Source organism: Prevotella melaninogenica, from assembly GCF_018128065.1.
Classification (GTDB): domain Bacteria; phylum Bacteroidota; class Bacteroidia; order Bacteroidales; family Bacteroidaceae; genus Prevotella.
In genome coordinates this window covers 1,379,290-1,401,359 of sequence record NZ_CP072359.1, presented here as the reverse complement: position 1 = coordinate 1,401,359, position 22,070 = coordinate 1,379,290, and the positions used below count along the sequence as shown (strand labels likewise).

19 protein-coding genes are annotated in these 22,070 nt (G+C 37.3%); 10 read left to right on the top strand and 9 right to left on the bottom strand.

The genetic code is table 11. The features are described 5' to 3' along the window. Positions 1 to 65 precede the first annotated feature (65 nt). Both buk and J5A56_RS05645 read right to left on the bottom strand, forming a co-directional pair. Entirely contained in the window at positions 66 to 1,130 is a 1,065-nt protein-coding gene (gene buk, locus J5A56_RS05650) for a butyrate kinase (protein ID WP_021671593.1), read from the bottom strand. 27 nt (positions 1,131 to 1,157) lie between these two features. Beyond that, complete coding sequence (locus J5A56_RS05645; protein WP_021671592.1) at positions 1,158 to 2,063, bottom strand: phosphate acyltransferase; 906 nt, start codon at positions 2,061 to 2,063, stop codon at positions 1,158 to 1,160. Between the two features lie 149 nt (positions 2,064 to 2,212). On the opposite strand from J5A56_RS05645, the gene J5A56_RS05640 reads away from it, so the two are divergent. From J5A56_RS05640 to J5A56_RS05620, 5 genes are all read left to right on the top strand, one after another. Beyond that, positions 2,213 to 3,604 (top strand): toxin-antitoxin system YwqK family antitoxin, encoded by a 1,392-nt coding sequence (locus J5A56_RS05640; protein WP_021671591.1) that lies wholly within the window; start codon positions 2,213 to 2,215, stop codon positions 3,602 to 3,604. A 492-nt stretch (positions 3,605 to 4,096) separates the two neighbouring features. After that, positions 4,097 to 6,013, top strand: coding sequence for a polysaccharide biosynthesis protein (locus J5A56_RS05635; RefSeq protein WP_021671590.1), 1,917 nt, complete (start codon positions 4,097 to 4,099; stop codon positions 6,011 to 6,013). A 35-nt stretch (positions 6,014 to 6,048) separates the two neighbouring features. Further along, entirely contained in the window at positions 6,049 to 7,170 is a 1,122-nt protein-coding gene (locus J5A56_RS05630) for a nucleotidyltransferase family protein (RefSeq protein ID WP_021671589.1), read from the top strand. Positions 7,171 to 7,396: 226 nt separating this feature from the next. Beyond that, entirely contained in the window at positions 7,397 to 8,479 is a 1,083-nt protein-coding gene (locus J5A56_RS05625) for a PCMD domain-containing protein (protein ID WP_021671588.1), read from the top strand. A gap of 122 nt (positions 8,480 to 8,601) precedes the next feature. Then, positions 8,602 to 9,381, top strand: coding sequence for a porin family protein (locus J5A56_RS05620; RefSeq protein ID WP_021671587.1), 780 nt, complete (start codon positions 8,602 to 8,604; stop codon positions 9,379 to 9,381). A 90-nt stretch (positions 9,382 to 9,471) separates the two neighbouring features. Here the strand turns inward: J5A56_RS05620 and pyrF are convergent, their stop codons facing one another. The 6 genes from pyrF to J5A56_RS05590 all read right to left on the bottom strand — a co-directional run bounded on the left by pyrF (position 9,472) and on the right by J5A56_RS05590 (position 15,977). Beyond that, entirely contained in the window at positions 9,472 to 10,299 is an 828-nt protein-coding gene (pyrF, locus tag J5A56_RS05615) for an orotidine-5'-phosphate decarboxylase (RefSeq protein ID WP_021671586.1), read from the bottom strand. Positions 10,300 to 10,410: 111 nt separating this feature from the next. Further along, a complete protein-coding gene (gene prfA, locus J5A56_RS05610) occupies positions 10,411 to 11,523 on the bottom strand; it encodes a peptide chain release factor 1 (protein ID WP_021671585.1) in 1,113 nt (370 codons plus the stop codon). Positions 11,524 to 11,541: 18 nt separating this feature from the next. Then, on the bottom strand, positions 11,542 to 12,513 hold the full coding sequence (locus J5A56_RS05605) for a hypothetical protein (protein ID WP_021671584.1): 972 nt from the start codon (positions 12,511 to 12,513) through the stop codon (positions 11,542 to 11,544). Positions 12,514 to 12,519: 6 nt separating this feature from the next. Further along, on the bottom strand, positions 12,520 to 13,683 hold the full coding sequence (locus tag J5A56_RS05600) for an AIR synthase-related protein (protein WP_036919503.1): 1,164 nt from the start codon (positions 13,681 to 13,683) through the stop codon (positions 12,520 to 12,522). Between the two features lie 582 nt (positions 13,684 to 14,265). After that, positions 14,266 to 15,534 carry a DUF5103 domain-containing protein gene (locus J5A56_RS05595; RefSeq protein ID WP_021671582.1) on the bottom strand — a complete coding sequence of 423 codons (1,269 nt, stop codon included), beginning with the start codon at positions 15,532 to 15,534 and terminating at the stop codon, positions 14,266 to 14,268. After that, a complete protein-coding gene (locus J5A56_RS05590; RefSeq protein ID WP_036919500.1) occupies positions 15,531 to 15,977 on the bottom strand; it encodes a hypothetical protein in 447 nt (148 codons plus the stop codon). The genes J5A56_RS05595 and J5A56_RS05590 overlap by 4 nt, the downstream gene beginning before the upstream one ends. Before the next feature lie 172 nt (positions 15,978 to 16,149). Between J5A56_RS05590 and galE the strand changes: the two genes are divergently transcribed. The 4 genes from galE (at position 16,150) to J5A56_RS05570 (ending at position 20,061) form a co-directional block, all read left to right on the top strand. Continuing rightward, positions 16,150 to 17,187 (top strand): UDP-glucose 4-epimerase GalE, encoded by a 1,038-nt coding sequence (gene galE, locus J5A56_RS05585; protein ID WP_021671580.1) that lies wholly within the window; start codon positions 16,150 to 16,152, stop codon positions 17,185 to 17,187. A 570-nt stretch (positions 17,188 to 17,757) separates the two neighbouring features. Further along, positions 17,758 to 18,351, top strand: a complete 594-nt coding sequence (locus J5A56_RS05580; RefSeq protein WP_021671579.1) for a TetR/AcrR family transcriptional regulator — start codon at positions 17,758 to 17,760, stop codon at positions 18,349 to 18,351. Between the two features lie 78 nt (positions 18,352 to 18,429). Beyond that, positions 18,430 to 19,176 (top strand): 3-oxoacyl-[acyl-carrier-protein] reductase, encoded by a 747-nt coding sequence (gene fabG / locus J5A56_RS05575; RefSeq protein WP_021671578.1) that lies wholly within the window; start codon positions 18,430 to 18,432, stop codon positions 19,174 to 19,176. A 213-nt stretch (positions 19,177 to 19,389) separates the two neighbouring features. Continuing rightward, the gene (locus J5A56_RS05570; RefSeq protein ID WP_021671577.1) at positions 19,390 to 20,061 is read left to right on the top strand and encodes an RluA family pseudouridine synthase; all 672 of its coding nucleotides are present in this window, start codon (positions 19,390 to 19,392) and stop codon (positions 20,059 to 20,061) included. A 34-nt stretch (positions 20,062 to 20,095) separates the two neighbouring features. On the opposite strand, the gene mltG is transcribed toward J5A56_RS05570, so the two are convergent. After that, positions 20,096 to 21,130, bottom strand: a complete 1,035-nt coding sequence (gene mltG, locus J5A56_RS05565) for an endolytic transglycosylase MltG (protein ID WP_021671576.1) — start codon at positions 21,128 to 21,130, stop codon at positions 20,096 to 20,098. Positions 21,131 to 21,289: 159 nt separating this feature from the next. Between mltG and J5A56_RS05560 the strand changes: the two genes are divergently transcribed. Continuing rightward, a complete protein-coding gene (locus J5A56_RS05560; RefSeq protein WP_021671575.1) occupies positions 21,290 to 21,934 on the top strand; it encodes an HAD family hydrolase in 645 nt (214 codons plus the stop codon). The last annotated feature ends 136 nt before the right edge of the window (positions 21,935 to 22,070 follow it).

Below are 22,070 nucleotides of genomic sequence, written 5' to 3'. Positions count from 1 at the left end.
TGGTTTTAATTTATAAACTATGTTTTAATTGTTTAGGATTCTTGATAGTTTTTTTGTAGAAGTTCTTAATACTCCTGTGCTTTGCGTTCACCTCGAAGGACTGCTAAGGCATTTTCAGTCAATGCTTGCATTTCATCTTGACCGGGATAAACATGGATTGGTGCGAGATAGGAAAGGCGTTTTTTGAGATGCTCAATGATATAGTCAGATTTTGCCATACCACCTGTAAGCAGAATCGCATCAATATTTCCACATAATACAGCACCTTCTGCTGCAATATTCTTAGCAATGTGCCATATCATAGCAGATACAACAAGTTCGGCATGCTTATCACCAGCCTTAATCCAATTAGTTATCTCCCTAAGGTCGTTTGTTCCAAGGTGAGCAATAAGACCTGCATGACCACTCACCTTCTTCAATAACTGATCTTCTGTATATTTCCCACTAAAACAAAGACGAATCAGGTCGGCAGCAGGTAGTGAACCTGCTCGTTCTGGAGAGAAAGGACCTTCACCATCTAATGCATTATTAGCATCAATAGCCCTCCCTTGAGAATGTGCTGCAATAGATATTCCACCTCCCAAATGACATATAATGAGGTTCAGTTTTTCATAAGTTGTACCCATATCTTTAGCAAATCGTCTACCAATTGCTTTTTGGTTTAGAGCATGCCAGATACACATACGTGGCATGAGAGGAGAACCCGACAAACGTGCTTCTGGTTCCATTTCGTCTACTACACCAGGGTCAGCAATAAAACTTTTACAGCCCGGGATTTCTCGTGCAATCTCATCAGCAATCATACAGCCAAGATCACAGGCATGTTGGTGAATAGCTCGTTGCTGATCAATTATCATATGATCAGTGATGGTAAAAACACCACTTGAAACAGGTTTGGCAAGTCCACCACGTCCGATAACAGCATCAAAGTCCAAAGGAATATTTCTATTCTTCAACTCCTCAATAACAACCTGTTTGCGAAAATGATATTGGTCAGAGATACGCTTAAATTTACTCAGTTCTTCTCTGGTATGTGCAATATCAGCAACAAATACGGGCTGATCATCATTCGCAAGTGATATCTTGGTTGATGTCGATCCCGGGTTGATAGCTAAAATTTTGTATTCCATAATGTTTTAATCTACCTTATATATAGACTATCTTGAGATTAGACTCGCCAGTGCAAGGCTATAGAACTTGGATTCAATCGTATCGCCACGACTGGGGAGTACTACTGGGGCAATGGTTCCTTGTAGAATAGCTGCGGTTTCTGCGTGACAGAAAAGGGTAATAGTTTTATAAAACAAATTACCAGCTTCAATATCAGGGAAAACTAAGGCATCAGCTTCTCCGTTCACAGAAGAGACAATGTGTTTTACTTTCATTGCTTCTGTTGAGCAAGATGTAATCAAATCTAACGGACCGTCTATTATACAATTGCCAAAAGCTCCAGCTTCTTCTTTAAGTGATCTATATGATACCGTATATGGGAAATGACGTTCGTCTACTTTTTCTGAACAATGAATGAGAGCAACTTTAGGACATTCTATTTCAAAGGCATGACAAAAGTCTACGATATATTGTACTTGTGCTCTACGTTGTTTGTCATTTGGATTTGGGATAACAGCAGCATCAGTAAAGAAGAGTAATTTATTATATTCGGGTAATTTTGCTGCAGTAATATGAGTTAACACAGTATCTTTTGGTAGGATTCCTACTTCTTTATCAAGTATTGCACGTAAAAGAACATCCGTGTTAAGGAATCCTTTCATAAGAATGTCTGCTTCACCTTTTTTTACCAATTCAACAGCTTTCCGCGCTGCTTCTTCAGGTGATTCTGCATCAATTGATTGAAAGGCATTTTTCTTAGCAAAGTCTTCCCTCGTTTGTTTTGAACATACTAATATAGGCTGGATAAAACCTTCTTGCACAGCTTTAAAAAGCGCTTCTTGTGTATGGCTGTCTTCTGGCCATACAACTACAGTTCGCTTACAAATCTTCCTCTCTTTGAGAAGAAGAATAAGCTTCTTAAAGTCAGTGATAGTCTTTCTTTCTTTAGGCATAGTTAATCGATTTTCAGTTACAATTTTATAATGTGACAAAGATAATACTTTGTTTTGAAATATGCCTAATATTTAAAGAAAAAAACAGAAGAAAATTCTTTTTTTTGTGTTCGATGGTGTATATTTGCAAGTAATTTAGAGACTTTGATATGAAACGTTTGTACTTTATTATACTTGTAAGTAGCTTGTTCTCTGTGGCTACAGCACAACGTGTAGCACGGACTTATATTCCTCATGGAGCTTTTTTCTATAATAGTCAGTGGCAAGGTGTCAGTAGTGCAGACAAAGCTTCTTATTATAGAGTTTTAGCTGTTGATGACAAGGGGCAGAAGATGTTTTATGATTATTATATCACAGGACAACTACAGGCTGAGAAACATTATATAAGTATAAATAAACAGAATGATCGCAACACAGTATTGAATGGGGTGTGTAGAACATTTCATAAATCGGGTAGGGTAGAGTCTGTATTACAATATAAGAATGGTAAGGCTAATGGTCGTGCTTTGTCATTTTTCCCAAGTGGAAATATTGGAATGAAATTATCTTATCGTAATGGACTACTTGATGGTCCGTGTTATACTTATACAGAGAATGGGCGCTTAGAATACACTACTATTTGGCGTAATGGTACTAAAGTCAATGAGATAAAAGGTGGTAAAGACCATTACATTGATAAGAATACTAATGAAGATGAATTCTGTGAGCGGTATCGTCACGACGAAACTTTGATTATGGCACAATCAAAAAGTATATCTAAAGCAAGGGAAAATGTAACAACAAAAGATAAGAATGGGATAAAGGATGTTACAAAAACAAATACACCACTTACAAAAGATTCTAAAACGTTCCAACCTGCACAAGATAACTTGGTAAAACAAGAGAGTACAAAACCTGCTGATGACAATATTAAAAAAAATGCTTCAAGTCATGTGTCAACAGTAGATAAATATGTTGCTAATATAAAATACCCAGATAGTTCTGAAGAAAAAGTAGTACTGATTAAGAAAGAGAAGTCTTTAGAAATGACTATGTCACAAAAAGGAAGATTTAATTTTGCATATCTTCATAGTCTGTTAAGTAGAGAGAATGAGCGCTTAAAGGGTGTAGACGTGTTAACAGCCATTAGTCATAATTTTCTATTAAATTCTTCACAGATTATTAACGGCTTCGGTACACAGAAGGAAGTAATCTTCCATCATAACATGATTTATGATGTGCAGAATGGTAAGGACAAAGTTACAGGAACTAAGCCAAGGCAAATAGGATATTTTGGTACAATTATAGAAAACAAACTCCTCATAGAACGAATTAATATCTTCACTTGGTCAGAAGAGGAAATGTATCTTATTGCACAAGAAGCAATCAAAGCTGGATATAAAACGCTTGGAGATGTTGACTATAAGTCAGAGAATGGAAATTTTATTCTTGAACCAAACACAAAATCAATGAATTATGATGAGCATGAGATTATTGTCACTTTTACTCACCAGCCTAATCTTTATGCAGGACTTTACCATATCCAAATGGATATAAGATGAAGTAATAGAACTTTTTGGCTCTATAACGAATCGTGTGGGTAAATAGTTTTTTCCTTGCCAGCGTTCCTATGTTTAAAGGTTTTATGACTGAACAGATGAAGACGGATTAACCTACAAGTATAAAGGAGTTTTCGCTAAACAAGCTTCTACACATCTCCTGTTTATTCTTAGTATTACAACATTTTGCTCACAATTCATCCCCTGTCATCCATATATCATAGTGAATTTAACCTTCCGCACATGTGGTGTTAACCCTCCGCACCATATGTGCTAAGCACCTGCACCACATGTGCAGAGTATCAGCACAACAGCAAATGATGGTTATAGAGCCAACTTTTTAGATAAATTAAATCAAATATTAAGAGTTTGATGTATATCATTTAATATTTTTTGAGTATATTTGCATCATAAAATGAATTTTCTACTAAGAGAGAACAACAAATGCTCATTATTTATAAATGAGTAATTACTTTTAAACTATTTAAAGTGATTATGAAAGTATTTGACAAGTTATTGAATTGGTATCTTTCGAAGAATGCACTACCATATTGGGTTATTTTGGCCATAGACATTGCTATCTGTTATTTTTCAGGTATCCTTGTTTTCTGGTTTTACTATCATGGTGCAGTATCCCCTCAGCATATTCTATTATTGAGCAAAACGATATTTATGTACATGATTTTTAACCTTATTGGTTTTAGAATTTTTCGTACATACTCAGGTATTATTCGCTATTCTTCCTTTGTCGATTTACAGCGAGTCGTATTAGCAATGCTCCTTTCACTTGTTGTTGCAGAAGTAATGCATTATGTTATCTATCATTGGGACCTTGTGTTTGTTCGACTTCAAGGAAGACAGATTGCAGCAATGTATCTTGTCGCAACTATTGGTATGATGACTTTCCGTATATTAACAAAATCACTTTATGATGTTTTATTTAATACAGATAAAGGTATTCGTACACTCATCTATGGTGTAAAAGACGGTGGTGTTGGTTTGGCTAAAAATATTAGAAGTGACAAGCCTCGTAAATTTCTTTTGAAAGGTTTTATCGCTCATGACCCTTCAATAAAAGGCAAAATGCTAATGGGTGAGAAAATCTATCTTGTTGATGATAATCTTGCAGAACGTATTAAATCGTTAAAGATAAAGGCTGTTTTGGTTTCTCCATTGCAGAATGAACGTTTTCGTAATGACACGAAATTGCAAGATATACTCTTATCTCTTGGTATCCAAATCTTCATGAGCTCTACAGAGAAAGGATGGAGTCAGAATGATGATTATACTAAGGTACAGCTTAAGGAAATTAGTATTGAAGACTTGCTTCCACGTGACCAGATTAATGTTGATATGGATTCTATAGGAAATCTGTTGCATGATAAGAAAATTATGATTACAGGTTCTGCTGGTAGTATTGGTTCAGAGATGGTACGTCAGATTGCTATTTATAAGCCAGCAGAACTTATTCTTATTGATCAGGCTGAAACACCGCAGCATAATATTCGTTTGATGATGCAATTTGAATGGCCTGATATTAAAGCACATACAATTGTTGCAAGTATATCTAATCAAGACAGAATGGAGAAGATTTTCCAAACTTATAAGCCTGATTATGTATTCCATGCTGCAGCGTATAAACATGTACCAATGATGGAAAACAACCCATCAGAAAGTATACAAAATAATGTTTGGGGAACAAAAGTTATTGCAGACCTAAGCGTAAAATATGACGTTAAGAAGTTTGTTATGATCTCGACTGATAAAGCTGTCAACCCAACCAATGTTATGGGGTGTTCAAAGCGTATCTGTGAAATTTATTGTCAGAGTCTTAACAAAATGATTAATGAACAAGCAAATGGAAAGTCCACAACACAATTTGTTACCACTCGTTTTGGTAATGTATTGGGTTCTAATGGTTCTGTTATTCCATTGTTTGAGAAACAGATTAAGGCTGGTGGTCCAGTAACAGTTACTGACCCTAATATTATTCGATTCTTCATGTTGATACCAGAAGCATGTAAGTTAGTGCTTGAAGCAGGTACCCATGGAGGTGGAGGAGAAATCTTCGTATTCGATATGGGTAAACCTGTCAGAATTGCAGATCTTGCTAAACGAATGATAAAGCTTTCTGGTGCAGAGAATATTGAGATTAAATATACTGGTTTACGTGCAGGTGAGAAGCTATATGAAGAGGTTTTGAGTACGACCGAGAATACACTTCCAAGTTTTCATGAGAAGATTCGTATTGCTGAGGTACGTGAGTATGATTTTAATGAAGTAAACAAACAAATTGATTCACTTATAGCTTTGAGTCACACTTACAACGATATGGCAATCGTTGAGAAAATGAAAGAAATTGTACCAGAGTATGTAAGTAACAATAGTAAATACTCTGTTCTCGACAAATAATTTATTTGTGAGGTTGTATAATTTAAATTAACTCAATGGAATATAAGAAAAAAGATTCTTTTGCCCTTTTCTTCGATTTCTTGCGCTTTTGCTTAAAGGAAGATGCTAAGGAACCTGCTTATTTGGCAGAAATGGATTGGGATGCACTCTATAAATTTGGCAAAAAACAGGCAATTCTTGGTGTTTTATTTTATGGTATAAAGAGACTATCAAACTCGCCACATCGTCCTAACAAAGAACAGATATTTAAATGGTATAGTGCTTGCTCATTTATAGAGCAAGCTAATAGACAAACCTATAAAGATGCAAACGCACTTACAATATTATTACAAGAGAAATATGGTGTTCATAGCTGTGTCTTAAAAGGTCAAACTAATGCGTTGATGTATCCAGATCCATATATGCGTACGTCAGGCGATATTGACCTTTGGACTAATGCAAAAACATTAGACATTATACGCATTTCTCGTGAGTTAGATAAAAATGGAGAGATTGGATATCATCACATTGAACTTAGTTATTTTAAAACTCCAGTAGAAGTACATTTTTTCCCTTCATTTATGGGTAACTTATGGCATGAATACAAATTGCGCCGATATTTTGAACAATGCAAGAAGAATCAGTTTAAACATCTAACTGAGTTACCTGATGGCTTGGGTGAAATTTACACAGTAACAGATGATTTTAATCGTATTTTTCAATTGTCTCACTTGATGCACCATTTCTTTTTTGAGGGTATCGGTTTAAGGCAGATGATTGACTATTATTATTTGTTATTACGTGGTATCACCGAAGATGAACGTTTAGAAACACTTCGTATACTTAAAGATGTGGGGATGTATAAGTTTACTGCAGCTGTGATGTATGTGATGAAAGAGATACTTGGTCTACCAGACAAATACTTATTGATGAAGCCTAATCATAGAATCGGTAAAATTCTTGTTTCTGAAATATTAATGGCAGGAAACTTCGGATTTCATGATCATCGTTATTCATTTGCAGGTAAATCGGTTTACTCACAGTATTTCTTAGAAATATATAGAAACCTTCATTTTGCAATTGACTTTCCATCTGAAACCATTTGGGGACGTCCAATTTCACGATGGTGGCACATGTTATACAAAGCGTATTTGCGTCGACAATTACGCCATAATTAAAAATATAATTGTTAAGGATATGTATTCCTTTAAAAATATCGTCTTTCGTCTACTATAGGGTATAGCTAAACGAACTCTCCTTGATGTCTTTTGCCATCCTTGATGACTGCAGCAATTTTCTCTTTGCTTTGGTTATCAAAAGCTCTAATACTTTCTTATAAATATTTTTTTATGTACCTTTGCACAGATAATTCGTCTATATTTCAATAATTAATAGTACAATCTAATGAAGTTAATTAGACCTTTGGTTCTTGCAATGATGGCAGGACTTATGCTTTCTTCTTGCATTAGGGAAGAAGCTTTAAATGCAGAAGCTGATATTACAGATGTTACGGTTGACGGAACAAAACTTGTCCGTAAGCCTGTTATAACGAATAATGAAGTTCTTTTCTATGTTAATGGTTGGGAAGATTTAACCAATCTGGCACCGAAGTTTAATCTCACCGAAGGCGCAAAGATTGAGCCTGAGAATGGTACGGCATTAGACTTTACACAGCCTCAGAGTTATACAGTGACCTCACAAGACGGACAGTGGAAAAAAACTTATAAAGTTTCGTTTGTAAGTAACGATGTTGCAACAGATTTCCATTTTGAAACTCTCAAAGAAGATTCAACCAGTAAGTATCATACTTTTGTTGATAAGACCGCTGATGGTAATCTTGCAGAGTGGGGAAGTGGTAACTCTGGTGTTTCATTCCTTATGGGTAATAGTAAGGCTACTGAATATCCTACAAGTCAGGCAGAAGATGGCTATGTTGGTAAGTGTCTAAAGTTGACAACTGTTAGTACGGGTTTTCTTGGAGCTATGTTCGGTGCGCCGATAGCTGCAGGTAACCTCTTTACAGGTGATTTCCAGATTGATATGGGTAATCCTGCAAAATCAACTCACTTTGGTCGTCCATTCTACAAGATGCCAAAGGAATTGATTGGTTATTATAAGTACAAAGCTGGCGAGAAGTTCCAAGATAAGAATAAAAAGGAGATTAAGGATCGTAAGGATAGTCTTGCTATATATGCTGTGTTCTTTGAAACTGGCGATGGGGTAGAATATCTTGATGGTACTAATTCGCTGACCAGTGATCGTATTGTCCTTCTTGCACAGCTCAAGAATGCCAAGGAAACAGAAGAATGGACACGTTTCTCTATCTCATTCGAGCCTGTAGCAGGTCGTACTATAGACAGTGAGAAGTTGAAGAATGGTAAGTATAGCCTTGCTATCATCATGTCATCAAGTAAGGATGGTGCAGTCTTCAATGGTGCAGTCGGTAGTACGCTTTATGTTGATGAACTAAAGTTGTACTCAGAGTAATAGACGTTTGAAGTTGACAAGTTGGACAAGTCGATAAGTTGACAGGTTTACAAGTTAAACAAGTTAGACAAGTTATATAAGTTCACGAGTTGACATATAAAATATAAAGATAAAAAAGACAAATGAAAAAGCATATTATAACAGTTGCAATTGCTGCAATGAGCTGCACGATGACAGCTTTTGCACAGACAGATCGCACTTCTTCACTGGATGTTGCGGACCATAATGGATGGGAATATGAGGTGAAAGCTGGTGTGAACATTGGTGGTGCATCTCCTCTTCCTTTACCTGTAGAAATCAGAGAGATTAGTAGTTACAGTCCAAAATTTAATGGAACTTTGGAAGGAACTGTCACAAAGTGGCTCGGTAAGGACCAAAAATGGGGTGTTTCTGCTGGCTTGAAGTTTGAAGAGAAGGGTATGATAACTGGTGCAAATGTGAAGAACTACAGCATGGAGATCCTCAATGATGGTAGTCGTGTAGCTGGTTATTGGACAGGTTATGTAAAGACAAACTATAATACGACACTCCTCACTGTTCCTGTTATGGCAAACTATCGTATCAGTGAACGTTGGAAAGTGCGTGCAGGTCTTTACTCTGCTATCAAGTTAGATGGTCAGTTCACGGGTCATGTGAGCGATGGCTATCTGCGTGAAGGTACTCCTGTTGGTGAGAAACTGACTTTTGCAAACGGTAATACAGCTTCGTATGATTTCTCTTCTAATCTCCGTCACTTCCAGTGGGGTGGTCAGATGGGGGCAACATGGCGTGCTTTTAATCACTTTACAGTCAATGCTGATCTTACATGGGCTTTCAATGACATCTTTGAAAGCGAGTTTAAGACGATTAGCTTTGGGCTTTATCCGATTTATCTTAATATAGGATTTGGATATCGTTTTTAGTTCTCAGAATTAGAGATACATAAAAAGGCTCAGTCGACAATATCTTAGTTTTGTCTACTGAGCCTTATTCTTTATTATATAGGTATATCGTTATTTCGTGATATGCTCAAGTTCAACAGCCATCTCTTCCTGCAACTCTTTTGCCTTAACAGCTGCTACTTCTGCAAAGTCAGTGTCTGTACTTGCATAGATAATACCACGTGATGAATTTACAAGCAGTCCACAGTCTTTTGTCATTCCGTACTTACAAACCTCCTGCAAGCTGCCTCCCTGTGCACCAACGCCAGGAACCAAAAGGAAATGTTCTGGAGCTATTCGACGAATGTCCTCAAACATCTTGCCTTGTGTTGCACCAACAACATACATTAGTTTTTCGGTTGTTCCCCATTCCTGTGACTTCTTCAAAACCTTCTCAAAGAGGCGTTCCCCCTGCTTATCTTCTGTCAACTGGAAGTCATGACTACCTTTATTACTTGTCAATGCAAGCAAAATCACCCACTTTCCTTCATATTCAAGGAAAGGTTTTACGCTGTCTTCACCCATATAAGGAGCAACGGTAACTGAATCAAGGTTATACTCTTCAAAGAAAGTCTGAGCATACATCTTAGATGTGTTGCCGATATCGCCACGTTTTGCATCAGCGATGATAAAGTGGTTTGGGTGGTTTTCCTTTATGTATTGAATGGTCTTCTCAAATGCCAACATACCTTTCAAACCATAGCACTCATAGAATGCAAGGTTAGGTTTATAGGCAACACAATAAGGTGCTGTAGCATCAATAATTGCCTTGTTAAAAGTAAAGATTGGGTTATCTTCATTTTTCAAATGTGCTGGTATCTTATTGATATCTGTGTCAAGTCCTACACATAGGAACGTCTTCTTGGTGAAAATTTCGTTGATTAACTGTTGTCTATTCATAAAGGTTATCTTTTTAGATTTGATCAAAAGAGTATTTTAAGAAGCGTATGATTTATGTCCGTAAGTAATGTGCATAACAGATACACGAACCATTTGCCTCCTAAAAATGAATTATAACTCTGTTTCTTTCAACTTTTCTGCATTTTCTGCAACTGTCAAAGCATCAATCATGTCCTGAATTTCACCATTCATGAAACCTTGTAAGTCATGAGTTGTGAAACCGATACGATGGTCAGTAACACGCCCCTGTGGGTAGTTGTATGTACGAATCTTTGCACTTCGGTCACCTGTTGATACCAATGTCTTACGACGACTTGCAATGTCATCAACGTACTTCTGGTGTTCGTGGTCATAGATGTAAGTATAAAGACGACTCAACGCACGCTCTTTATTCTTTGGTTGGTCACGTGTCTCAGTACACTCAATAAGGATTTCTTCAACCTCTCCTGTGTTAGGATTCTTCCAAGGATAGCGTAGACGGACACCAGACTCAACCTTATTTACATTCTGACCACCAGCACCACTGGAACGGAAAGTATCCCATTTGATATCACCTTCGTTGATGTTTACCTCGAACTTATCAGCCTCTGGCAATACAGCTACCGTCGCTGCAGATGTGTGCATACGTCCCTGTGTCTCGGTCGCAGGTACGCGCTGCACGCGATGAACACCTGATTCATATTTCAATGTACCATATACATTGTCACCCTCAACGGCAAAGTCAATCTCCTTAAAACCACCTGCAGTACCCTCAGAAACAGAAGTGATAGAGAGCTTCCAGCCTTTCTTGTCGCAATAACGTTTGTACATATTGAAGAGGTCACCAGCAAAGAGGGCAGCCTCATCACCTCCTGCACCACCACGAATCTCCATCTGAACATTCTTAGCATCCTCAGGATCCTTAGGAACAAGCAGTAACTTGATTTCCTCCTCGAGCTTTGGCTGAAGTTCCTCATTCTCTGCTAACTCTTCACGTGCCATCTCTTTCATCTCTGCATCACTCTCGTTAGCAATAATATCTTTTGCTTCCTTGATAGTGGTAAGGCAAGTGATATAACGGTGGCGAGCATCCATAATGTCGCCAAGGTCTTTATATTCCTTTGTCAGCTTCACATAACGTGACTGATCAGCAATGACATTAGGATCGGTGATAAGCGTTGATACTTCTTCGTAACGGGCTTCAAGTCCGTCGAGTTTCTGTAATATATTGTTGTTATCTATCATAATCTTTTAAAAAGTTTCTTATATTTCTTCTGTAAACTCTTCTTCGTTAGTTGGGATATGTTTATCTATACAGTGTTTCTGTATCTCTCCATCTGACTTGGGGAATTTGTCACAAATGTTTTCTAATGCGGCTTTCGATGCTGTAAAATGCTTTTCGTCAGCCGTTAATGCTGCCTCAACAGATTTAATAAAATCTTTAAAGTTTGGATTAATCTCGCAAAGCTTACTAACTGTTTTAAAGTCTATCTGTCGGTCTTTAGCTTCTAACCAAATTTGACTCTCGTATGGATTAGCTTTTAGTAGAATGAAACCAATACCAAAAGAATGATTAAGACGTGCAAGCTCATCTTTAAGGTCTTCATTGATTTCGAAAGCAACGAGATATCCGTTATTAGCCCAACTCGAATTAGAAACAGCTTGAAAGAAACATTTCTTTAGTTCATAATCATTATCGATCTTACGTTTTAATTCATATGAATATAGTCGTAAAGAATCTTTCTTACTTATTGCCTTAAATAACGAATTACTAACAGTATTTATTTGTTCGACAAACTTTGCTCCGATTATGTCTGGATGTATCCATTTTTGATGCTCATCATCTTTCTTTGACTTTTCGTGAAAAATGGTCTTTGCCATAATTCCTTGATGATGTAAAAAACAGCAAAGAAGAGGGTGAAGGTCTCGCTCATGAAATGTTACATTAGATATATCACTCTTTTGAGTTTGCGAGGCTGTTATATTTCCTATATTCTTAGCGTAGTCACTAAGATAGTAACAATATACATTTTTCTCATTTTTAAAACGCCCAATACGAGTATCTCCTTTCTTTGCCATTGTAACCAAGTTAGCAGATACAGTTGCATCAGGAGTCTTTGCATTTATATTAAACTTAAAGATACCTTTATCTATTATATTTTGATAGACTTCCCTTGCTATTGCTCCTTGGGGGAAATCTTTCAAACTAACTAATATGGCTTCTTTTATAGTCATAATCTCTTAATATTCAAATGTGCCAAACTCACTCTTAATCGTCAAGCTTCGCTTGCCTTCTTCGATGTGTCCGACAACCTGTGCATCAATGTTGAACTCCTTACTGATAGCGATAACCTGGTCAGCAACTTCTGGACGTACATAGATTTCCATACGATGTCCCATATTGAAGACCTGATACATCTCTTTCCAGTCTGTACCGCTACAATCCTTAATGGCACGGAAGAGAGGAGGGACTGGGAACATATTATCTTTGATAACGCGGCAGTTTTCGTTTACGAAGTGCAGCACCTTTGTTTGTGCGCCACCTGTACAATGAACCATACCATGAACTTCTGGGCGCAATTCATCTAATAATCGTTTGATAACTGGAGCGTATGTGCGTGTAGGAGAGAGCACTAATTCACCAGCATTGATAGGACTTCCTTCAACCGTATCGGTCAACTTATATTTACCACTGTAAACCAACTCTTCTGGAACAGCGTGGTCATAGCTCTCCGGATAGTTCTTTGCAAGATATTTAGCAAACACATCATGGCGCGCAGACGTAAGACCATTGCTACCCATACCACCATTATAACGTGTTTCATACGTAGCCTGACCCGTAGAAGAAAGACCTACGATCACATCACCTGGACGGATATTTGCATTGTCAATCACATCCTCACGACGCATACGGCAAGTAACAGTTGAGTCTACGATGATTGTGCGAACAAGGTCGCCAACATCAGCCGTCTCACCACCAGTAGGGTAGATTCCGATGCCCATCTTACGCATATCTGCCAAGAGTTCATCGGTACCATTGATGATGGCAGAGATAACCTCGCCCGGTACAAGCATCTTGTTACGACCGATAGTTGAGCTTACAAGAATATTGTCTACTGCACCCACACAGAGCAAGTCGTCTGTATTCATTACGATAGCATCCTGTGCAATGCCACGCCATACGCTTAAATCGCCCGTCTCCTTCCAATACATGTAAGCCAGTGCAGACTTTGTACCAGCACCATCGGCATGCATAATGTTGCAATACGCTGGATCTCCGCCAAGAATGTCAGGAATAATTTTACAAAAAGCCTGTGGGTAAAGACCTTTATCAATGTTCTTGATGGCGTTATGCACATCTTCCTTGGCAGCACTTACGCCGCGCATCATGTATCTGTTGTTCATATCTTAAAAGGAGTTTTCTTCTGCAAAGGTAGCTAATATTTGTTGATTATCAGCTGAATTAAAGCATAAATTTCAGTCAAAAGAGGGCTTTTATTATTTGAAAAAAGAGTTGCCGAATTTCATTGTAGTTTTGACTTTCTATCGAAAAAAGATTTTTAGCTGCTATCTTCTTTGATAAGTTGATGATTCTTTTTGGTAATCTTTAGCAAATAGGTTACATGATTTTGATGACAAATAACCATACATAAAATATTTAACGCATGTTTGTTTGTAAAATAAATTCACATACAGCATGTCAATAGATGCCTAATAGCATTTGAATTAACGCCCAATTGGCTTGTAAAAGATGCCCTTTTGGACGCTAACTAAGGCTCTTTTGAACTCTTATTAAGCACCTTTTAAAATACGGCTCTGTAATCAGCTGAATTGCTGATAGTTACAAAGATAAATAAAATGAAATATTTTTAATGTTTTAAGACAGAAAATATTAAAAATTGTGTCATAATTTTTCAAAAGAAAAACATTAAATATCAGTTGTTTTCAAAACACAGAAACCTCTTCTTTGTACAGTAAACTAATCCTTTATTTTTTGATAAACCTCACATTGGCATAGCCAACAAGTTTATCAGTACGTCCTCCTTGCAGACGAAAATAAACGAGTGCTTGATAGCTATTTTCTGTTTGATAGTGACTATTATCAACTCTGAAAGACGAGAGTCTGCCTTGCTCATCTGTTGCAAGGAACTGATAATTATAATATCCCAACTTCAAAGGAACAACAGCCTCATAATATCCCCCTGCAGTATTATAGGTCATCTCATAAGCAGGAAGCAACCGATCGTATGTCCAATCACCATTCAAGAATATCCTGTAAGGGTAGGGGAAAGGTGTATTTAACTGAAAGTGAGTCAGTATATAATCGCTCGTTGTATTGATATCTACATTATCCGAGTTACGTATCAAGAACGCTCCATCTGCATCCTCATCATAAAGATAGTTCAAAAAAGGGGTAGTAGGGAAGAGGTTAGCATGAAAATTCTTACCATCCCAACTGATTTTATCTACTCCCATAGTAGTGACATCGGTTGAAAGAATCTCAAACTTCCTATATTCATTACCTGCCCAGAAGATATAATTTTGGTTGTGTGCCCATCGTAAACTATTTGACATGACATATTGCGGTTTACTATTCCAACGGGCATCGAGCCAGTTACGATTTTGTAATACAACTGTCTTGATTTGCTGTTGCGGATTACTCACCATGTAATTACCATAATCAACCTGCATTTCAGCCTGTTGATGTTCTCGATTAATCGACTGATCGGTTTGTGTTGTTATATTCAATCTGACCCCCATAGAGCTCTCTGCTGGCTCTGTAAGCATAAAACAAGCTGTAAGTAAAGGGCGGTCAACACTATTATCATCTTCATCATATACAGAGAGACGATAATTACCAGACAGCTTAGGACGACATTTATCATTGGGAATATCCAAATGATAATGCGTATAAAGAGTGTTTGTAAGTATTGATTCCTTTACATCATCTATTGTGTTTCCTGCAATAAAACCGTCAACGACATCGCTTTCAAAGAGTCCGACAGAAGGTTTCCAATCAGCCTCACAATGCACTAACCGATAGGTCAAACGGCGATAAGTATGCGTAAGGTCATCAAAGTCTATACACATCTTTCCATCATTGAGAACCATAATTGGTAGCTCCATCCACTTATGGTTAGCGACAACCTGCAATGAGCGAATATTATCATCATTAATCTCATGTCGCTGTGCAGAGATAGAAAGGGGGAATAAACAAGCTAAACAATAGATAAATATAAAGACTAATCTTTTCATTCTTCGTCGCTTAGTAAATCTTTGAGGAAGTTATCGAGGTCATTATCCAAATCATGCATGAGGTCGCCACCGATAATAACAAAGTCGTCATCAACAAGATAAAGCTCTGAGATATTATTCCTATCATCATCTTCAAGGATAAAGCTATAAGGCTTCATGATTGACATATTCTCTATAACGCACTTAATACGATTAAGTTCTGAACGTAAGATAGTGGCTACTTCCTGATAAAAGTTATCACTTTTGTTATCAATCCATTGACTGATAACACAGCGAGTAATCTCATTATCGCTATCATCAAAAGCCATAAGGTCACCACTGTCTTGTGATACACGCAAATGAATATCTGTCATTGGCTTATCACAATCATTAGCAGTAAATTTCTGTGCAACTTTTCTCAAAAAACGCTCAATCTGTTGCTGGGTCTGTTCAGTTTCCGTCATGTCCTTTGGTATATGTTTATTTATAACAACGGCAAATATACAAAAAGTTTTCGATTTTGTATATATGAACACTTTTTTTTACGTTCTTTTTTTGATGGTTATAAAAAAAACATTATCTTTGCATCATAACTCATTAAAATAAAATTGCCTAAAATAGGAAAATCAAAATAAAATGAAACAAACAATTCTTGTTACTGGTGGAACTGGATTTATTGGTTCGCACACAAGTGTTGAGCTGATAGAGGCTGGATATGAAGTCGTTATTGTTGATGACTTGTCTAACTCTAAGATTGAAGTGTTAGATGGTATAGAGAAGATAACAGGAGTAAAACCAGCTTTCGAACAGGTTGATCTCCGTAATTATGAAGCTGCGGAAAAAGTCTTCCGTAAATATCCAAAGATTGAAGGTATTATTCATTTTGCAGCCTCTAAGGCAGTAGGTGAGAGTGTACAAAAGCCTTTGATGTATTACAGAAACAATATTGTTTCATTATTAAACCTATTAGAACTGATGCCTAAGTACAACGTAAAGGGAATTATCTTCTCAAGTTCTTGTACAGTATATGGTCAGCCAAAGCCTGAAAATCTTCCTGTTACAGAGGATGCTCCACATCAGAAAGCAACCTCTCCATACGGTAACACAAAAGAAATCAACGAACAAATTATCTTAGATTATATTCATAGCGGTGCTGATATTAAGAGTATCGTATTGAGATATTTTAATCCTATCGGTGCACACCCATCTGCATTGATTGGTGAATTACCAAACGGTGTGCCTAATAACCTGATTCCTTTCGTCACACAGACTGCTATGGGTATCAGAAAGGAATTGACCATCTTCGGTCAAGATTACGATACACCAGACGGTACTTGTATCCGTGATTATATCTATGTTGTTGACTTGGCAAAGGCACACGTGGCAGCAATGGCACGCGTACTTGACCAGGATACAGATAAGATTGAATACTTCAACATTGGTACTGGTAGTGGAAACTCTACAAAGGAGATTGTAGAAACCTTTGAAAAGGCTACTGGTGTGAAACTGAATTGGAAGTATGGTCCACGTCGTGAAGGCGATATCGAAAAGATTTGGGGTGATTGCACCAAAGCCAATACCGTATTGGGTTGGAAAGCTGATACACCATTGGCTGATGTTCTTGCAACTGCTTGGAAATGGCAGGAGAAGCTCAGAGAAGACGGAATTATGTAGAATTCATTTTTTACGATTAATAAAAGTCTAAGATTAGTAAGCAAAACAATATTGCAGGTGTATCCTGCTTTATTTTGTGTTTGTGTTGTTGTTATCCCTCGATGTGAATCGGGGGATAATTTTTACGCCCCCAAATCACCCCTACTATTAATCAGTGCTGTACGGTAAACATTACTCTATAAGTCAGTCTTTATAGTATTCTGCTTTATATAGAATCACTATAAAGTACCTCTCTATTCATTTTCAAGCAATGTGTTGTTGCCCAACACAAGTGGTGCTCATGCTCAACACGATTGGTGTTGAGGGTTAAACACATTGCTATATGTTGATAGAAAAGAGATAACCTATACAATAATTTAATAAGAAAAAAGAAGCTGTTATCTACTATTCAGATGAGACTTATTATGCTTTTCAAAAGCTATTTTAAGGTAAAACAGAACAACCTTTAGGATAAAAAGATTAAAATATAAGAACTTTTGTTCGTATAAATTTGCGAATGTGGGATATAATCTATACTTTTGCACATTAGATTTGCGATGTGCAAATTACTAAATAGTTAATTACAAGGTTATGTCAATATCAAAAACCAGACAAAAACTTGTTGACGTGGCACGCCAACTTTTTGCAAAAAATGGCATTGCAAACACAACGATGAATGACATCGCTAAGGCATCCGGTAAAGGTAGACGTACACTCTATACTTACTTTAAGAGTAAGGATGATGTGTATTATGCTGTTATTGAGGCTGAACTGGAGCGTCTATCGGATAAGTTGGATGAAGTAGCTGCAAAGAATATCAGTCCTCAGGATAAAATCATTGAGCTAATTTACACTCATCTTAGTATGATTAAAGAAACTGTAATGCGTAATGGTAATTTGCGTGCAGAGTTCTTTAGGAATATTTGGATGGTAGAGAAAGCACGTAAAAACTTTGATGAAGACGAAATAGAACTCTTCCGCAAGGTTTATTCAGATGCCAAAGAAGATGGCGATTTTGATATTGAAAATGTTGAACTTGTAGCTGACATCACACACTATTGTATCAAAGGACTTGAGGTTCCATTTATCTATGGTCGCTTAGGTCATGGACTTACCGAGGAGTCTTCACGTCCACTTGTGGCCAAGGTTGTGTATGGTGCATTAGGAAAAAGTGGACTGAAGTAAATCATTTATTCTATTATTTTATTTCAGTTAGCTTGTATATTCATAAACTTTTAAACTAACAATATAAATCAAAACAACATGAAATTATTGGAAGGTAAGACAGCCCTAATTACAGGTGCTGCACGTGGTATTGGTAAGGCTATCGCATTAAAATTTGCAGAGGAGGGTGCAAACATTGCATTCACCGACCTCGTTATCGACGAGAATGGTAAAGCTACAGAGGCTGAAATTGCCGCATTTGGTGTAAAAGCTAAGGGGTATGCAAGTAATGCCGCAGACTTCGCACAGTCTGAAGAGGTTGTAAAGCAGGTTAAGGAAGAATTTGGTTCTATTGATATCCTTGTAAACAATGCTGGTATTACAAAAGATGGTCTTATGCTTCGTATGACTGAGCAGCAGTGGGATGCTGTTATTGCAGTAAACCTTAAGAGTGCCTTCAACTTCATTCACGCTTGTGTACCAGTAATGATGCGTCAGCGTGGTGGTAGCATTATCAACATGGCAAGTGTAGTTGGTGTTCATGGTAATGCTGGTCAGGCTAACTATGCAGCTTCAAAGGCTGGTATGATTGCTTTGGCTAAGAGTGTTGCTCAAGAGATGGGGCCAAAGGGTATCCGTGCAAATGCTATTGCTCCTGGCTTTATTGATACAGCTATGACACAGGCATTGAATGATGATATCCGTAAAGAATGGATTTCAAAGATTCCTCTCCGCCGTGGTGGTACCGTTGAAGATATAGCTAACACAGCTGTTTACCTTGGTTCTGAACTGTCAAGCTATGTTTCAGGTCAGGTCCTTCAGGTTGATGGTGGCATGAATATGTAAAGCTTCTTCCCTCCCTCCATATCGTAACGCCGAAAGGGTAGGGAGGGAAGAAATTATTTTGCTTATATAAATCTCTTTGACTCATTAAAATAAGTAGGTTAGACATTTCTACTAACACATACACTTCAGACAAAAGACTTTATTAAGCTGTTTCTCTATAATTGTTAATACCGATAATCTTTTATTTTAGAACTCTATAAGGCATTTCTTACTATGGAAGTACTTTACGAAGATAACCATATCATCATCGTCTATAAAGAAGCAGGCGAGATAGTTCAAGGCGATAAAACAGGTGACGAACCTTTATCAGAGATTGTCAAACAATGGATAAAGAAGAAATACCAGAAACCTGGCAATGTGTTTTTAGGTATTGTACATAGGCTGGATCGTCCTGTAGCAGGCTTAGTCGTCTTTGCAAAAACGTCAAAAGCACTCACAAGGCTTAATAATATGTTCCGCAATGGGGAGATACATAAAACTTATTGGACTATTGTAACACGTCCACCACTTGAATCGGAAGCTACACTAATCGACTGGCTTGTACGTAATGAGCGACAAAATAAGAGTTACGCTTATAACCATCAGGTACCAACTTCTAAGAAATCAATTTTACATTATAAAGTAATCAACCAGTCAGACCGTTACACATTATTAGAGATTAACTTGATGACGGGCCGCCATCATCAGATTCGTTGTCAACTGTCTAACATGGACTGCCCTATAAAAGGTGACTTAAAATATGGTGCTCCGCGTTCTAACCCAGATGGTAGTATCTGTTTATTGAGCCATCGCATTGAGTTTATTCACCCTGTCTCAAAAGAGAATATTTGCATAGAATCACCCTTGCCAAAGGATAATCTCTGGCAAGCTATTGGTAAATTCTAAATGCATATTTGGCTATAAGTAAACAAACCCCTTCTTAGTTAATACCATGTTCATTCAATGCTTTAGCATACTTTGCAGCATTCACTTGATGTTCTTCGTATGTCTTAGCAAAGTTATGTGTGCCGCTAAAATCCTCCTTAGCACACATATAGATATAATCATGATGAACATAATTCAGCACAGCATCAATCGCTGCCACTGAGGGAATACGAATTGGTCCAGGAGGAAGACCACGATACTTATAGGTATTATATGGATTATCAATCGTTAACCATTTCTGATAGATACGATGAGCAGCAAAATTCTTTGTTGCAAATTTAATTGTTGGATCCGCTTGCAACGGCATTTTAATATGTAGACGATTGATATACATACCTGCAATCTTTGGCATTTCTGCTTCATTGTCCGTTTCTTCGTCAACAATACTTGCAAGCGTCACAATTTCACTTTCCGTAAAACCAGCCTGCTTAGCCTTCTCTTTACGTTCAAAGTTCCAGAACTTCTTATTTTCTTCACTCATCTTATCGAGGAACTTGTCAACCGAAGTGTTCCAATAGAAGTCGTACGTATTAGGAATAAACATTGCAGGGATTGTTTCTGTTGTGAAACCATATTTCTTGCAAACTTCCTTTGACTTAAGACGTGACAGAAGTTCTGCACGTGTAAACATCAACTTTTTACTCACATCTGTAGCAAGGTCTTCTATGGTCCTTACTGATCTAATCGTAACAGTCACAGGTGCCTGAAGCCCATTAATAATATGACGTGAGGTCTGGAGAGAACCCGAAGAACCCACTACAAATCTACCAGGGCGAATCTTATCAGCATATCCCATAATACCCGCAAGTTGCTTAAAGACCCAAAAACCTTGAGGAGTTGAGATTGGTTGAAGCTTAGTATATACAGAGTCTATATTATCATCTTCATCAATGAGAACATAATTCTCCTTTCCTGTGCGAGACATTCCCGAGAAGAATAGAAAGTATGCTACACCCGCTAATACCGCAAAAATAGTAACAATAATCCAGCGGGATGTTGTCCCTTTGTTCTTTCCTTTAGATTTTACCATCGTTATTACATTATATATCCGAGGTGCAAAGTTACAATTTTAAAGCACAAAACGAGCAATGACTTGCGAATTTGATTACTTCTTTTTTGAAATTTAAGAGAAAAGATAACCTTTTGTCTGTATTATTGTGTATTTTTGTCAGAAGCAAACAAAAGAATAATGAAAGATTTTGAAACTTATATATTTGATTTAGATGGCACGCTGCTGAGCACTTTAGACGACTTGGCAGCAAGTACAAACTATGCACTTCGCTGGGCAGGGATGCCTGAAAGAACAGTAGAGGAGGTACGTATGTTTGTGGGAAATGGTGTAAAACTACTCATGGAACGTGCTATCCCTAATGGTATTAATAATCCTAAGTTTGAAGAAACTTACGGCAAGTTTCGTGAACATTACATGGAGCATAATCTTGACACAACCTGTCCATACGAAGGGATTCCTGAATTATTATGTGAATTAAAACGTCGTGGCAAAAAACTTGCTATTGTAAGTAATAAGTTCTATGCTGCAACACAAGAACTTGCAAAACATTTCTTCCCCGATACGATTGAAGTAGCAATAGGAGAGCGAGATAGCATTAGAAAGAAGCCAGCACCTGACACTGTGTTAGAAGCTCTTAAACAATTAGGTGCTTCAAAGGATAATGCTGTATATATTGGTGACAGTGATGTGGATATAATGACGGCTAAAAATTGTGATCTGCCATGCATCAGTGTACTATGGGGATTCCGTGATAAAGATTACTTAATTAAACATGGTGGTACGATATTCGTTGACAAACCTTCAGAAATTCTTAGTGATTAATACGTTTCACTCTTCTTCCTTGTCATCTATGAATGCATAATGTCATTCATAGATGATAATCACTCTTATTCATTCTACTTATTAAGGGAAGATAATAAGAGTCTTATAAATCTTATTTATCATAACTATCATTATA

Excerpts from the sequence above, each read along its gene's own strand:
- J5A56_RS05620 (WP_021671587.1), top strand. The coding sequence starts at position 8,602 with ATGAAAAAGCATATTATAACAGTTGCAATTGCTGCAATGAGCTGCACG.
- mltG (WP_021671576.1), bottom strand. The coding sequence starts at position 21,130 with ATGGTAAAATCTAAAGGAAAGAACAAAGGGACAACATCCCGCTGGATT.
- pyrF (WP_021671586.1), bottom strand. The coding sequence starts at position 10,299 with ATGAATAGACAACAGTTAATCAACGAAATTTTCACCAAGAAGACGTTC.
- J5A56_RS05625 (WP_021671588.1), top strand. The coding sequence starts at position 7,397 with ATGAAGTTAATTAGACCTTTGGTTCTTGCAATGATGGCAGGACTTATG.
- J5A56_RS05640 (WP_021671591.1), top strand. The coding sequence starts at position 2,213 with ATGAAACGTTTGTACTTTATTATACTTGTAAGTAGCTTGTTCTCTGTG.
- J5A56_RS05590 (WP_036919500.1), bottom strand. The coding sequence starts at position 15,977 with ATGACGGAAACTGAACAGACCCAGCAACAGATTGAGCGTTTTTTGAGA.
- fabG (WP_021671578.1), top strand. The coding sequence starts at position 18,430 with ATGAAATTATTGGAAGGTAAGACAGCCCTAATTACAGGTGCTGCACGT.
- J5A56_RS05580 (WP_021671579.1), top strand. The coding sequence starts at position 17,758 with ATGTCAATATCAAAAACCAGACAAAAACTTGTTGACGTGGCACGCCAA.
- buk (WP_021671593.1), bottom strand. The coding sequence starts at position 1,130 with ATGGAATACAAAATTTTAGCTATCAACCCGGGATCGACATCAACCAAG.
- J5A56_RS05630 (WP_021671589.1), top strand. The coding sequence starts at position 6,049 with ATGGAATATAAGAAAAAAGATTCTTTTGCCCTTTTCTTCGATTTCTTG.
- J5A56_RS05570 (WP_021671577.1), top strand. The coding sequence starts at position 19,390 with ATGGAAGTACTTTACGAAGATAACCATATCATCATCGTCTATAAAGAA.
- J5A56_RS05560 (WP_021671575.1), top strand. The coding sequence starts at position 21,290 with ATGAAAGATTTTGAAACTTATATATTTGATTTAGATGGCACGCTGCTG.
- J5A56_RS05595 (WP_021671582.1), bottom strand. The coding sequence starts at position 15,534 with ATGAAAAGATTAGTCTTTATATTTATCTATTGTTTAGCTTGTTTATTC.
- J5A56_RS05645 (WP_021671592.1), bottom strand. The coding sequence starts at position 2,063 with ATGCCTAAAGAAAGAAAGACTATCACTGACTTTAAGAAGCTTATTCTT.
- J5A56_RS05605 (WP_021671584.1), bottom strand. The coding sequence starts at position 12,513 with ATGACTATAAAAGAAGCCATATTAGTTAGTTTGAAAGATTTCCCCCAA.
- J5A56_RS05600 (WP_036919503.1), bottom strand. The coding sequence starts at position 13,683 with ATGAACAACAGATACATGATGCGCGGCGTAAGTGCTGCCAAGGAAGAT.
- J5A56_RS05635 (WP_021671590.1), top strand. The coding sequence starts at position 4,097 with ATGAAAGTATTTGACAAGTTATTGAATTGGTATCTTTCGAAGAATGCA.
- prfA (WP_021671585.1), bottom strand. The coding sequence starts at position 11,523 with ATGATAGATAACAACAATATATTACAGAAACTCGACGGACTTGAAGCC.
- galE (WP_021671580.1), top strand. The coding sequence starts at position 16,150 with ATGAAACAAACAATTCTTGTTACTGGTGGAACTGGATTTATTGGTTCG.